Annotated in this window: 14 protein-coding genes; 11 read left to right on the top strand and 3 right to left on the bottom strand. The window is 71.0% G+C overall.

All coding sequences use genetic code 11. The features are described 5' to 3' along the window. The first annotated feature begins 28 nt into the window (after window positions 1–28). From HF526_RS06195 to HF526_RS06145, 11 genes are all read left to right on the top strand, one after another. Window positions 29–1,102: a cupin domain-containing protein gene (locus HF526_RS06195; RefSeq protein ID WP_169380287.1), complete on the top strand. Its 1,074-nt coding sequence runs from the start codon at window positions 29–31 to the stop codon at window positions 1,100–1,102. Then, window positions 1,069–1,974, top strand: coding sequence for an AAA family ATPase (locus HF526_RS06190; protein ID WP_211176829.1), 906 nt, complete (start codon window positions 1,069–1,071; stop codon window positions 1,972–1,974). Before HF526_RS06195 ends, HF526_RS06190 begins: the two co-directional genes overlap by 34 nt. A gap of 5 nt (window positions 1,975–1,979) precedes the next feature. Then, window positions 1,980–2,252 carry a hypothetical protein gene (locus HF526_RS06185; RefSeq protein WP_169380286.1) on the top strand — a complete coding sequence of 91 codons (273 nt, stop codon included), beginning with the start codon at window positions 1,980–1,982 and terminating at the stop codon, window positions 2,250–2,252. Beyond that, window positions 2,249–3,496, top strand: a complete 1,248-nt coding sequence (locus HF526_RS06180) for an MFS transporter (protein WP_169380285.1) — start codon at window positions 2,249–2,251, stop codon at window positions 3,494–3,496. The genes HF526_RS06185 and HF526_RS06180 overlap by 4 nt, the downstream gene beginning before the upstream one ends. Before the next feature lie 39 nt (window positions 3,497–3,535). Further along, complete coding sequence (locus tag HF526_RS06175; RefSeq protein ID WP_211176828.1) at window positions 3,536–4,747, top strand: cupin domain-containing protein; 1,212 nt, start codon at window positions 3,536–3,538, stop codon at window positions 4,745–4,747. 13 nt (window positions 4,748–4,760) lie between these two features. Beyond that, window positions 4,761–6,257: an ethanolamine ammonia-lyase reactivating factor EutA gene (locus tag HF526_RS06170; RefSeq protein ID WP_169380284.1), complete on the top strand. Its 1,497-nt coding sequence runs from the start codon at window positions 4,761–4,763 to the stop codon at window positions 6,255–6,257. 614 nt (window positions 6,258–6,871) lie between these two features. Next, the gene (locus HF526_RS06165; protein ID WP_169380283.1) at window positions 6,872–7,465 is read left to right on the top strand and encodes a cupin domain-containing protein; all 594 of its coding nucleotides are present in this window, start codon (window positions 6,872–6,874) and stop codon (window positions 7,463–7,465) included. 1 nt (window position 7,466) lies between these two features. Next, entirely contained in the window at window positions 7,467–8,084 is a 618-nt protein-coding gene (locus HF526_RS06160; protein WP_169380282.1) for a cupin domain-containing protein, read from the top strand. After that, entirely contained in the window at window positions 8,081–8,797 is a 717-nt protein-coding gene (locus HF526_RS06155; protein WP_169380281.1) for a class II aldolase/adducin family protein, read from the top strand. The genes HF526_RS06160 and HF526_RS06155 overlap by 4 nt, the downstream gene beginning before the upstream one ends. Continuing rightward, complete coding sequence (locus tag HF526_RS06150) at window positions 8,794–9,789, top strand: substrate-binding domain-containing protein (RefSeq protein ID WP_169380280.1); 996 nt, start codon at window positions 8,794–8,796, stop codon at window positions 9,787–9,789. The genes HF526_RS06155 and HF526_RS06150 overlap by 4 nt, the downstream gene beginning before the upstream one ends. Before the next feature lie 172 nt (window positions 9,790–9,961). Further along, on the top strand, window positions 9,962–10,105 hold the full coding sequence (locus tag HF526_RS06145; RefSeq protein ID WP_169380279.1) for a hypothetical protein: 144 nt from the start codon (window positions 9,962–9,964) through the stop codon (window positions 10,103–10,105). A gap of 323 nt (window positions 10,106–10,428) precedes the next feature. Here the strand turns inward: HF526_RS06145 and HF526_RS06135 are convergent, their stop codons facing one another. The 3 genes from HF526_RS06135 to HF526_RS06125 are packed head-to-tail and all read right to left on the bottom strand — an operon-like array spanning window position 10,429 to window position 13,208. After that, on the bottom strand, window positions 10,429–11,307 hold the full coding sequence (locus tag HF526_RS06135) for a polysaccharide deacetylase family protein (protein WP_169380277.1): 879 nt from the start codon (window positions 11,305–11,307) through the stop codon (window positions 10,429–10,431). Beyond that, a complete protein-coding gene (locus HF526_RS06130) occupies window positions 11,297–11,977 on the bottom strand; it encodes a cysteine hydrolase family protein (protein WP_169380276.1) in 681 nt (226 codons plus the stop codon). The genes HF526_RS06135 and HF526_RS06130 overlap by 11 nt, the downstream gene beginning before the upstream one ends. A 28-nt stretch (window positions 11,978–12,005) precedes the next feature. Next, entirely contained in the window at window positions 12,006–13,208 is a 1,203-nt protein-coding gene (locus HF526_RS06125) for an MFS transporter (RefSeq protein WP_169380275.1), read from the bottom strand. Between the last annotated feature and the right edge of the window lie 11 nt (window positions 13,209–13,219).

The raw sequence follows: 13,219 nt of genomic DNA, 5'->3' as shown, positions 1-13,219 counted from the left end.
CCTCCGTCCCTCACCAGAAAGGCCCCCCATGACCGCAGCGTCGCGCACCACCACCGAGGTGACGCACTACCACATCCAGAAGAAGCGGCGCGCCGCCTTCGTCGAGGAATGGCGGAACTACCAGAAGACGGTCGTCGCGCTGTCCGACGTGGAGCTGCAGGAGACCGCCCGGGGCAGCCGGATCGGCGTCTACTGCAGCGAGGACGGCGACCGCCCGACCCGCACCATGGACGCGCTGGTACACGAGTTCGACCAGGGGGTCGTGACCACGATCCACCGGCACTCCTGGGACGCGATGGTGTTCTGCGTCGCCGGGCGCGGCTGGACCGAGATCGACGGCGAGCGGATCGAGTGGGGGCCCGGCGACTCCTTGCACGTCCCGGCGTGGGCCTGGCACCGCTCCGGCAACGACAACGCCGAGACCGCCCGGTACCTGACCTTCTCCAGCGAGCCGATGCTGTCCACGATGGGCATGGCGGTCCTCGACGACCGGGGGCACACGCCCGTCGCCGACCTTCCCGGCCGGCCCGACTTCTCCGCCGAGGTCGACGGCGCCGATCCCTACGCCCGCCGGATGCGCCGGCTGGCGAAGGAGCAGGCCAAGCGCCGCAGCGGCCGGCTGCACACCGACTGGGACGGCCTGGAGCTGCTGCCGACCCCGCGCGGCACCCGCACCACGTTCCTGCTGGACCGCGCCATCGGCTACGAGGCCTCCGGCATCACGATGGCGATGTTCGAGATCGGGCCGAACCGCGGGCAGTCGATGCACCGCCACCCGGGCGAGGCCTGGCTGTACGTGGTGGAGGGCGAGGGCCACAGCTACCTGGGGGAGGAGCCGGAGGGGGGGAAGAACTACCCGTGGAAGAAGGGTGACCTGATCGTGGTCGACCACTTCCTGTGGCACCAGCACTTCAACGACTCGCCGGACAAGACGGCGAAGGTCGTACGGATCCACATGTTCGACAGCCTGCTGGAGACCATGCGGGTGCTGATGGACCCGAGGGTGCTCTTCGAGGAGCCGCCGGACCACATCCGGGACGCCCAGGCCGGCAACTACCACGAGATCCGGTGGCCGGAGGTCGTCCGGCCGACCTGGCCGTGACGGGGGCGCGCCTACCGCAGGGCCTGCTCTCGGTCCACGCCCTGCCGGCCGACCACCACGACGGGCCCTGGGACCACATCCTGGTGCCCGACGGGATCAAGGAGCGACTGCTGAGCCAGGCGCTGCTGCGCCTGCGGCACGGCCGCGCCCTGCGCAACCTCCCCGGCATGCCGCACGGGCTGATGGTGCTGGCGGGGCCGCCCGGGACCGGCAAGACCACGCTGGCCCGGGGTCTCGCGCAGACCGCGGCCCGGGCGCTGGCGCCTGCGGGGGCGACGACGTACATCGAGATCGACCCGCACGCCTTCCCCAGCGAGATGCTGGGACAGAGCCAGCGCAACATCACCACCCTGTTCACCGACACCCTCCCGGAATTCGCCGCGCGCCGGCCGCACACCGTGGTGCTGATCGACGAGGTGGAGGCGTTCGCGGTCCGCCGCTCCGCGGCCTCGTTCGGCAGCAACCCGGTCGACGTGCACCGCGCGACGGACGCCGTGCTGGCCGGGATCGATCTCCTCGCCGGGTCCCACCCGCGAACGGTGGTTCTGGCCACGACGAACTTCCCGGAGGCCGTGGACGAGGCGTTCCTCTCCCGAGCGGACCTGGTGTTGAACCTGGACCTGCCGGACGAGGCGACGATCGCCGCGATCCTGCGACGCACCCTGGCCGAGCTGGCGGGGATGTGGGAGGGCGTGCGGCCGCTCGTCTGCGACGACGGGTTGCACCGCAAGCTGGCCGTGCGCTGCGCGGGGTGGGACGGGCGGCGGATCCGCAAGCTCGTGCTCGCCGCTCTCGCCCAGCGCCGGGAGGTCGCCCTGGATCCGAACCTGCTCGAGGCGGCCGACCTGCTGACCGCCGCCGAGGCGGGCTGAGTCGGGTGCCGGGCCCTGGTGACGCGGACCGGGTGGTCGGCCCGGGGGCGGTGGGCCTGCCCGCCGGCCACCTGGCCGCGGCCTGCCGGTCCGCCACCGCGTACGACCGCGATCTGGACCGCGTCCTCGGCGTTCGCCACGATCTGCCGGTGGCGTTCCGGCGCGCCGGCACTCGCGCGCCGCGGACCCGTTCCGATCCCCCCTGTCGATCGAGCCAGGGGACGCGGGTGCACCTGACGGTGGACCCGGCGAAGATCACCCTCGTCCCGGCCCGGTGAGCCCGGCGCCGCGGATCCCGGGGGTCCTGCGGAACCGGGACTTCGACCTCTACTGGGGCGGGGTGATCCTCAGCCAGGTGGGGACGCGCGCCGCGGTCGCGGCCAACCTCTACCAGGTCTACGAGCTGTCCCGGTCGACGCTGCAGGTCGGCTTCGTCGGGATCGCCCAGGCCGTCGCGCTGGTGGTGCTCTCACCGCTCGGCGGCGTGCTTGCCGACCGGATGGACCGTAAGCGGCTGCTGCAGTACAGCCAGGGGGCGGCGCTGGTCGTCTCCGCGGCCCTGGCTGCGGCGACGTGCACCGGACGCGCCACCACCTGGATGGTGGTGCTGTCGTCACTGCTGGCGACCGCGGCCGCCACCTTCGACCAGCCGGCCCGGCAGGCGCTGATCCCGGCGCTCGTGCCGCGGCACCAGCTGGTCGACGCGATCGCGTTGATCAACCCGTCCCGCGAGTTGGCGGTGCTCGCCGGGCCCGCGCTGGCCGGGGTGCTGATCGCAGTGGCCGGGCCCGGCGCGGTCTACCTGCTGGACGCAACCACCTATGCCGTGCTGGTGCTGACCCTGCTGGCGCTCCGGGCCACCACCGCTCGGAGCCCGGGCTCGCACGACCCGCTCCTGCATGCCCTGCATGAGGGGGTCGTCGAGTTCCGGCGCCGCCCGGTCGTCTGGCAGATGATGGCGCTGGACCTCGCTGCCACGGTGTTCAGTGCGTACCGCGTCCTGCTGCCGGCGTTCGCCCTCGACATCCTGCGTGCCGGGCCCACCGGGTACGGGCTGCTGTCGGCGGCTCCGTCGGCCGGCGCCCTGGCCGGCTCGGTGCTCGTGTTCCGGCTCGTCCGTTCCCGCCGCTCCGGGGTCCTCGTGCTCGTCTCGACGGCCCTCTACGGGCTGGTCATCCTGGCGTTCGCCCAGGTCACCACATTCTGGCTGGCCCTGGTGCTGGCCGGGCTGCTCGGTGTCGCGGACGCCGTGTCGACAACGGTCCGGCACGCGGCGGTCCAGGTCGAGACACCCGACGAGTTGCGCGGGCGGGTGTCGGCGATCTACCAGATGGCCTCCCGTGGCGGCCCGGCGATCGGTGACGGGCTGGTCGGCGCCGTCGCCGGGGCGCTCGGCCCGGTGGGGGCCCTCACTCTCGGCGGGCTCGTCCCGATCGCCGCAGCCGCGGGTACGGCGGCCCTGGGCCGGACCGTCCGCGGCTACAGCATCGCCGGGTCCGACCCGTCCGCGGCCCCGCCCTGACACCCCGGCCTGACCCATCGAGAACCGGAGGAGACCACGATGTCCACCGCGGCCATGACCCCGCCCGCCGCGTCGCCGAGCGACGACAGTTCCGGCCGCTTCCTGCTCGATCCGTACGTCGGCTGGGCGCAGGGGGAGGGCATCCCGATCCACGAGGAGTTCGGGTTCGACCTGCTCGCCCTGGAGACCGGTCCGTGGGAGCGCTACGACGCCCGCGGCTGCTTCGCCCACACTCTGGGCCGCGGCGACTTCATGAGCAACTACGTGCTGGAGATCGAGCCCACGCGGTCGACGGCTCCGGTGCACCACCTGTACGAGGCCTTCTTCTACGTCCTCACCGGCTACGGCTCGGCCACGGTGTGGCTGCCCGACGGGACGGAGCGCACCTTCGAGTGGGGCCCGAAAGCGCTGTTCGCGATCCCGCTGAACTGCACCTATCGGATCATGAACGCCTCGGGACGCGAGCCCGCCCGGCTGTCCTGCACGAACGACGCGCCGCTGCTGCTCAACGTCTTCCACGATCCGGCTTTCGTCTTCGGCAGCGACGCGCGCTTCCCCGACCGGGTGGGCACGGTCGAGCGCTTCGCGGGCGAGGGCGAGCACTCGGTCTACAACCAGGGCTCGGCGACGGTGCAGAACGTCTGGGAGACGAACTTCGTCCACGACCTGACCAGCTTCACGCTGTACGAGTTCGAGGGTCGGGGCAAGGGCTCGCTCAACGTCAACTTCGTGCTGGCGGACGGCACCATGCACGCGCACGTGTCGCAGATGCCGGTGGGGCGCTACAAGAAGGCGCACCGGCACGCGGCAGGCACGCACGTGCACGCCGTGGACGGCGAGGGTTTCTCGCTGCTCTGGTACGAGGGCGACTCGGAGTTCCGCCGCTTCCCGTGGCGGCACGGCTTCATGTACTCGCCGCCGTTCTGGATGTTCCACCAGCACTTCAACACCGGCCCGGCCCCCGCCCGTTATCTGGCCTGCAGCCTGGGAAGTCGCAAGTACCCGTTCCTGGCGCTGCGCCGCAAGAGCGCCGAGGGCTCCGGGGCGGTGTCGGTGTCGCAGGGCGGGCGGCAGATCGAGTACGAGGACCAGGACCCACGGGTGCACCGGATGTTCCTGGAGGCGCTGCGCGAGACCGGTGTCGAGTCCCGGATGGGCGACGCGTTCGACGAGCCGGCGATCCTGGCCCTGTCCGGGGAGTCGCTCACCGGCGTGATCCGCACGCCGCGGTCCGTCGGGCCGGCCGTCTGACCGGGAGTACGAGGTGCACGACGTCGACTTCGACCACGAGCACGAGCGGGGGCTCACCGACGAGGAGCGGGAGGCGGTCGCGCGGACGATCCTCGAGCAGGACACCCTGGAGCTGCTCACGGTGGGGATCGACATCGGCAGCTCGACCTCGCACCTGCTGTTCGCGCGGGTGTACCTGAGGCGGGACGTGCATGCGCTGTCCAGCCGGTTCACCGTCGTCGACCGGCAGGTGGAGTGGCGCTCTCCGATCGTGCTCACCCCGTTCCTGCCGGACGGGACGATCGACGTCCACGAGCTGGGGCACTTCCTGCGGCACAGCTACGCCGGTGCCGGGTTCAGCCCGGCCGACGTGGACAGCGGCGCGGTGATCCTCACCGGAGAGGCGATCAAGCGGCGCAACGCGCGGGCGATCGATGAGCTGTTCGCAAGCGAGGCCGGCCGGTTCGTCTGTGCGACGGCCGGGCACCGGCTCGAGTGCATCCTCGCCGCCCACGGGTCGGGAGCGACCCGGATCTCGCGCGAGCGGGACGCGGTGGTGCTGCACGTCGACATCGGCGGTGGCACCACCAAGCTCGCGCTGATCGACCGCGGGAAGATCCGCGGCGTCGCCGCCGTCGCCGTCGGCGGCCGGCTCGTGGCACGGGACCGGGCGGGGAGGTGGACCCGTGTCGACGACTCCGCCCGGCTGGTCGCGGCCGCCCTCGACGTCGACACATCGCCGGAGTCGCTGGCTGATCCGGCCGTCAGGAGCACGATCGCCGACCGCCTCGCGGACCTGCTCGTCGACCACCTCGCCGGAGGCGGGCTCGGCGAGCTCGGGCGCGCGCTGGAGCTCACCCCGCCGCTGGAACGAACCGTCGACCCCGACTACCTCACCTTCTCCGGCGGCGTGGCCGAGTATCTGTTCGGGCATGAGAACGCCGATCACGGCGATGTCGCGCGCGAGCTCGCCCGCGCCGTCGCGGCCCGGCTGGACAGCCGGGTGCGCCTGCCGGTGCTCGATCCCGGCCAGCGGATCCGCGCGACGGTGATCGGGGCGTCCCAGTTCACGGTGCAGGTGAGCGGCAAGACGATCCACCTCGGTGCGGGGGTGTCGCTGCCGCTGCAGAACGTACCCGTCGTGCAGCTTGAGCCGCTGGGCGAGGACATCGACGCGGCGGCGGTCGCGGCCGGGATCCGGCGTGCGGCCGAGCAGCAGGACCGGAGCCTCGACGAGGCCCTTGCCCTGGCACTGTGCTGGACCGGCCCGCCCACCCACGCACGGCTCGCGGCGGTCGGCCGGGGGATCGTCGAGGTCGCCGACGGCGGCACGGAGCCGCTGCTGCTGATGATCGATGGTGACGTCGGGCAGAGCCTCGGCCGACTCCTGGACCGCGAGCTGGGTCTGCACAGGCCGTTCGTCGCGATCGACGGCACAAGGCTCGCCGATCTCGACTTCGTCGACGTCGGCGAAAAGCTCGACCCGCCCGGCGTCGTCCCGGTGGTGATCAAATCCCTGCTCTTCTCGTGACCGCGGAGCCTGCGCGGTCACTGCGGTCGGCGGGGATCGCCATCTACCTCCCGTCGCTTTGTTCGGCATCGGGCAGGAGCGGTGATCCCGCTCGCGGCGCTGTCCGCCACCGCCCGGTGCTCCTCGGGGTGTGGTGGTTCGTCTCCGACATCGGCAACGCGCTGGGGCCGATCGTGACCGGCGCGGTCAGCGCGGCGGCACTGGCGCCGGCGTCGACGGCGGGGTGGGGTGGCGGTGGGTGCCCCGGCGACCACCTGGCGACGCCCGGTTCCCTGAAAGGAAGAACGGTAATACCATCGGGCCGTGCACGTGTGATCCTTGCCCCGTGGAAGGACAGTCGATGAGGACTCGATCACTCGCACTACCCCTGCTCGCCGTCGTGGCCGTGCTGCTGGTGGGGGTGCGGCGGCCTGGCCGACCAAGGCGCGGGTGCGTCCGACCTCGGCTCGTCGGCGGCGCAGTCGCCGTCGACCCAGGTTCCCGGTGACACCAGCCCGGAGGGCCTGGACATCGCCCCCTTCGCCTCCGCGGACCTGCTCCGCAACGCGAAGTCCTGGGACGACCGGTACGACGCCAGCTCCGGGCGTGCAGCAGGTCAGGAACGAGGAGGATTCATGACCGATGGCGAGGCGCAGGCGGACGATCCCGCCCTGGCGCATCTCTACCACAGCCAGAAGAACCGGACCTTCGTCCGCGCGATCCAGGGTGAGTACGGGCTGAACGCCGAGCTGGAGCGGCTGCGCTCGATGCCACGGGTGCGCAAGGCGAACGAGATCAAGTTCGTGGACGGGCCCCAGGCGTACTCCCGGCACTACGTGGAGCCCAAGGACGGGATCACCCAGACCTTCCATCTGCACCTGGAGGAGTACGGGCCGGGCGGGAAGTCGCAGAAGCACGGACACGTCAACGAGGCCGCCTTCTACATCCTCGACGGCACGGGCTATGAGATCCACGACGGGATCCGCTACGACTGGTCCGCGGGCGATGTCGCGATCGTGCACAACAACTGCGTGCACCAGCACTTCAACGCCAGCTCGGAGCGGCCGGCCCGGGCACTCGTAATCAAGACCAAGCCGATGTACCTGTTCCTCAACATGCTCTTCCAGAAGCAGGTGGAGCCGCGGGCTCTCGAGCCGGCGCCGGGCGGCGAGGGGTTCACCGCCCGCGAGGAGGAGACCGGCCACAACCACCCGGCGGAGGGGTACTGACATGGCCTGGGACGAGACCGGCGCCTGGATCGCCGGAGCGGACACGGTGGCGACCTACGCCGAGCAGCTGGCCCGGGCCGCCGAGGCCCCGGTGCGCGACGCCGAGCGCCGCAAGGTGCTGCACCCGCAGGACATGCCATGGGAGATGTCGCGGCAGGGCCTGCTCAAGCACCTGATCAATGCGGACCTGAACACCCGCATGCAGACGGTCGACGCCTACATGCAGATCATTCCGGGCGGCAGCCGTTCCGGAAGGCACCGCCATCTTGCCGAGGAGTGCCTCTACGTACTGGAGGGCCGCGGGTACGACCTGCACCAGGACTGCGACGTCGAGATCACCGACACCTACCACTGGAAGCCGCGCGAGGAGGTGCAGCGCTTCGACTGGGAAGCCGGGGACGTCATCTACGTGCCACCCAACACGATCCACCAGCATGTCAACGCCGATCCGGAGCGGCCGGCCCGCCTGATCTCGGCGATCAACCGGGTGTACCGGTACTGCGGGCTCGACGACCTCGAGCAGCTGGAGGACGCCCCGGAGTACGACCCGTCCGTGGTGCTCGACGCGGAGACGGTCCGTCGGTACGTGGCGACGCGCACGTCGGCGGCGCGGGCGTGACCGCCGAGCGGGAGCTGCGGCAGCTCGTCGCGCGGGCCGGGCAGGTGCTCGCCGCGCTCGGCCTGGTCGACTACCTGGGGCACGCCAGCGCCCGAGTGCCGGGGACGGACCGGGTCGTGGTGAAACCGAAGCACTCACCGACCGTGCGGAGCACGGCGGGGCTCGGGCCGGAGCGGATGATCATCGTCGACCTGGACGGGCGGTTGCTCGAGGGGGGCCCGGGCGGCACCGACCGGCCGCCGGCCGAGGTGTTCATCCACACCGAGATCTACCGCGCCCGGCCCGACGTCGGTTGCGTCGTGCACACTCATCAGCGGTCGGCGACTCTCGCGGGCGTGCTGGGGCTGCCGATCGAGCCGGTGCTGCACGTGCCCGCGACCTTCCTCGATCGCACCCCGCCGACCTGGCCGAACCCGGTGCTCGTCGACACTCCGGAGCTGGGTCGGGCTCTGGCCGGCGCACTCGGCGGCGAGCGTTTCTGTCACCTGCAGGGGCACGGGATCGTCAGCGTGGGGGAAGGGGTCCGCGAGGCCACCGTGGGCGCCGCGATGCTCGAGCAGCTCGCCGAGGCGGCGCTCACGGCCGCGTCCACGGGCACCCGACCCCGAGTGATCAGCCCCCACGAGATCGCGACACTGCGCGGGCAGGTGGCGGGCGTCGAGGGCCGGTGGGCCTACTTCTGCCAGCTCGCCGGGATCGAGGAGGCTGCATGAGCACGGTCCCGGTCACCTTGGCCTGCTGGGACTACGACCGCACCCGCGCCCTCGCCGACGGCACGGTACGGCCCGCGGGCGTCGCTCTCACCTATCTGAACCTCCCGGTCGAGGAGACGTTCTTCCGGATGCTGCGGCACCGCGAGTTCGAAGCGGCCGAGATGTCGCTGTCCTCCTACGTCACGCACGTGGGGTGCACGGCCGAGCCGGATCTCGTCGCGATCCCGGTCTTCCCGTCGCGCGCCTTCCGCCACCACGGGATCTACGTGCGCGGGGACAGCGACCTCGTGAAACCCGCCGACCTGCTCGGCGGGGTGGTGGGCGTGCCCGAATACCAGCTCACCGCGAATGTGTGGATCCGCGGCATCCTCGCCGACCGGCACGACCTGCCCGTCGACGCCGTGCGGTACCGGACAGGCGGCATGCACGAACCGGGCCGGGTCGAGAAGCAGGAGCTGGACCTTCCCCCGAGGATCGAGGTCGAGCCGATCCCGCCGGACCGCACACTGCTGGACATGTTGCTGGCGGGCGAGATCGACGCGCTCTACGCGCCCCGCACGCCGCGCCCGATGCTCGCCGGCGACACGTCGGTCCGGCGGCTGTTCCGCGATCCCCGCGTCGAGGAGGAACGCTACGCAGCCGAGACCGGAATCTTCCCGATCATGCACACGGTTGTGCTGCGGCGGGACGTCTACGCCGCGCGCCCGTGGCTGGCCCGCTCGCTCTACAGCGCGTTCGAGCAGGCCAAGGCGCTCACCGAGGCACGGATGGGGGAGGTGGCCGCGAACCCGTACATGGTCCCGTGGCTGACGGACGAGCTGGAGCGCACGCGCGCGCTGCTCGGCCCCGACTTCTGGCCCTATGGACTCGACGCCAACCGGACCACCCTGGCGGTGTTCCTCCGCTACGCCCATGAGCAGGGGCTGACGCCGCGCCGGCTCGCGCCCGAGGAACTCTTCGTTCCCGAGACCCACGAGTCCTATGTCATCTGAGCTGGAGGCCCTCCGCACGGAGATCGCCGACGCCTGTCGGGGTCATGCCCGCTCGCGGCCTCTCGCCGACGGCGTGCTCGGGCACGGCAGCGTGCGCATCGATGAGACACACATGCTGATCCGCTGCCGTGGGCCGCAGGAGCTTGGCCCGGGAGACGGTGGCCTCGCCCGCATGACTCTGCCGTCACGGCGGCACGTGGCGGTCCTCACCATCCCGGAGGCGGACCTCGTGGAGCTGCCCGATCTCGGTTCGGTCGTCACCGTGCGCACGGCGTGGCGACACGAGCTGGCGCGGATCTCGCGGGAGGACGACTGATCGAAGCCCGCTCGCGTCAGCCGTGTCCCTGACGTGACGCCACTCATGACCGAAACAGCTTGACCTTCGCCTCGTCAGGGAGCTGGCCGCCCCATCCCACCCCCGGGTCGGGTGTCCCGTACCGGGCGCCGGCGACGTCGAACTCGTGCAAGTGCGAGGTGGTCCGACCCCATCGCCGACTGCACGACTTCATGCAGCGCGGCCGGGCTGGCCTCACCCGGAACCTGGACCAAACGGGTCACCGCCGCCCGGACGTCCTGCAACACGATCTCGATCTCGAAGGTCTTCGTCGTGTCGGTCACGCGAGGCACGGGCATCGACCGTCACATCGCCCCGAGGGCGCGGTACTGCTCCACGATGTCGGTTCCGCTGGCCATCCAGCTGGCGTTACTGGACGCGATGTGGTTCAGGGCGTCGTGCAGGTAGCGCATCCGGTGCGCCTGACCGGCGAGAAACGGGTGCAGCGGGATCGCCATGACCCGGCCTATGCCGTGCGCGTCGGCGTCCCGGCACAGCTGCTCGAACTGGTCCACGAGTCGCTGCCGGTACTGTTCCCCGGTCAGGTGCTGGCGCAGGAGGAGCTCGGTGTCGTTGAGTTCGATGCTGTAGGGCAGGCACAGCAGTTCTCCGCCCTCGGCCGCGAGCGGGAAGGGCAGGTCGTCGGCCACCCAGTCGCACAGGTACTCGATGCCGGCGGCCCGCAAGATGTCCGGAGTGCGGTGCGACTCGACCAACCCCGGACCGAGCCAGCCCATCGGCCGCTGTCCGGTCGCCGAGGCGATGCGGTCGAGCGCGGTGTGCACCAGCTCGTGCTCTTCGTCCTCGGTCAGGCCGCTCAGCCGCACCGAGTTGTTGGTGCCGTGCCCGATCCACTCCCAGCCGCGCCGGCAGCCTTCCTCCACCAGCTGCGGGTACTCGTCGCACACCTCGCTGTTCAGCGTGGCCGACACCGGTACACCCAGCTCGCCCAGGCAGTCGAACAGCCGCCACATCCCCACCCGTGGCCCGTAGTCGCGCCAGCTGTGGTTGAGCACGTCGGGGTCGGCGGCGGCCGAGCGCTCGTTCACCGGGATGCCGGGATGGCCGAACGGGTAGTGCTCGACGTTGGTGATGACCCATACCGCGACCCCGGCCCCGCCCGGCCAGCGGAACTTCGGGTGGTCGACGATCGGCCGGTAGGCGTAACGGGGGCTACCGGTCACGGCGCTTGCCCAGCTCGGCAATCGCCTCGTCCACCGCGACGACCGAGGCGTACTTCATCGACAACTCGTACAGCGACACCGCGTGCGAGAACGGCGAACGGTCCCACACCGCGTCGGAGAGCACGATGGTCTCAAAGCCGCTGGAGTGGGCGTCGACGGCGGTGGCCCGGATGCAGCCGCAGGTGGTGGAGCCGGCGATGAGCACCGTGTCCACCTTCCGGTTGCGCAGCAGCACGTCCAGGGGCGTACGGAAGAACCCGCTGGCCTTGGACTTGGGCACCACCAACTCGCCCGGAACCGGCGCGATCCGCTCGGGGATCTCGTAGGCCCTCGTCCCGGTGCCCGGGGTGCGGCGGGCACGGGTCGTCGCGCCGTACACCGAGTCGGCCCCAGCCGAGGCACACACGTGCACGACCGGCAGCTCGGCCTCCCGGAAGAAACGCAGCACCTCCTCGGTGCGCTCCAGACCGACCCAGCCCGGCTCGCCGCACGCCGTCGGGTACTCGCTGATCGCCTCGAGGACGTCCACCGGCTGATGCCCGATGAAGCCCCACAGCGCGTCCACGATCAGCAGTGCGGGGCTACCGTCCCAACTCGGTTCCCTGGCGAAACCGGCTCGCCGGTAGATCTCCTGGTCCCGCTCCGGGATCAACCCGTCCCACACAGCCATCGACTCCTCCGACTCGTCGTCTCGATACCTAGTAACGGTCTTTGATCAACAGGGCCAGCGCGGCGGCCGCGACGACCAGGTCGGCGGCCAGCGCGATGACGACCAGTGAGAAGTCTCCGCTCGTGCCGATCATCGCACCGACCAACGCCGGGGCGAGGAAGCTGCCCACGTTCCCGAAACCATTGAGCACACCAGCCGCGCGCCCCATGAGGCGCTGTCCGCTGAAGCTGTGCAGGAGTGCCTGGACATTGCCGGCGCAGGCCTGCTGGCAGCACACACCAGCGATGAGAAAGCTCATGGCGAGCGGGATGTCTTCAGTGATGCCGCCGATGTAGACGCCCACTCCGGCCAGCAGATATCCGAGCGCGCCGAGCGGTGCCCTACGTCCGAGCCGGTCAGTGAGCAGGCCGAGCAGGTACACGGCGGCGACCTCGATGGCGAACGTCAGCGCGGTTAGCCAGCCGGAGGACTGGAAGGAGAAGTGGCGCACCCGGACGAGATAGGTGGGCAGCCAGCTGCTCCAGCCCCAGAAGAAGATGTTGTTGGCTACGAAGGCGAGGACGAGCAACCAGTACCGGTAGTTGCCGAACACCGAGGCCGCACGCTCGGCCGGGGTCACGGCGAGCCGGTGCCCCTGCTCGATCTGGGCCACCTCTCCGGCCGACACCCGGCGGTCAGTACGCGGGTCGTCGCTGGTGAAGAACCAGAGCATGGGAAGGACGACCACGACGCCCAGCGCCGCCAGCGCGAGGAACGCGGGCCGCCACCCGGAGAGCACCACGACCGTGGTGACGAGCACACCGCCGACCGCTCCGCCGACGGTGGCCCCGTTGAACCAAATCGACTGGGCCCGCCCCCGCTCCCGCACCGCGAACCAGCGCGCCACGAACGCGTTGCACACCGGGTACAGGATCCCCTCGCTGAGCCCGAGGAAGATGCGGGACAGATACAGCATCGGCAACGTAGCGCTGAACCCGCCCCACACCAGCGTCACACTCCACGCGACCACACCGACCATCGCGGCGCGCCGAGGCCCGATGCGGTCGATGATCGGTCCCCAGACGAACTGCCCCGCCCCGTAGGAGAGCAGGAAGGCCGAGACCAGGCCGCCGACCATGGCCGGCCGATCCAACAGCCCCATGTCGACCAGGAACGAGTGGCTGGCCATGATGACCGAGATGCTCAGCTTGTCGATCTGGGCAACCAGGGTCGCCACGAACAGCGTGGGCACGACGTAGATCC

Origin of the sequence: Pseudonocardia acidicola, from assembly GCF_012911935.1 — a bacterium.
GTDB lineage: Bacteria > Actinomycetota > Actinomycetes > Mycobacteriales > Pseudonocardiaceae > Pseudonocardia > Pseudonocardia acidicola.
This window is presented reverse-complemented; position numbering and strand designations above follow the sequence as displayed.

Coding starts and splice junctions, on each gene's coding strand:
- HF526_RS06145 (WP_169380279.1), top strand. CDS start 9,962: ATGACTCTGCCGTCACGGCGGCACGTGGCGGTCCTCACCATCCCGGAG.
- HF526_RS06175 (WP_211176828.1), top strand. CDS start 3,536: ATGTCCACCGCGGCCATGACCCCGCCCGCCGCGTCGCCGAGCGACGAC.
- HF526_RS06160 (WP_169380282.1), top strand. CDS start 7,467: ATGGCCTGGGACGAGACCGGCGCCTGGATCGCCGGAGCGGACACGGTG.
- HF526_RS06130 (WP_169380276.1), bottom strand. CDS start 11,977: ATGGCTGTGTGGGACGGGTTGATCCCGGAGCGGGACCAGGAGATCTAC.
- HF526_RS06195 (WP_169380287.1), top strand. CDS start 29: ATGACCGCAGCGTCGCGCACCACCACCGAGGTGACGCACTACCACATC.
- HF526_RS06150 (WP_169380280.1), top strand. CDS start 8,794: ATGAGCACGGTCCCGGTCACCTTGGCCTGCTGGGACTACGACCGCACC.
- HF526_RS06165 (WP_169380283.1), top strand. CDS start 6,872: ATGACCGATGGCGAGGCGCAGGCGGACGATCCCGCCCTGGCGCATCTC.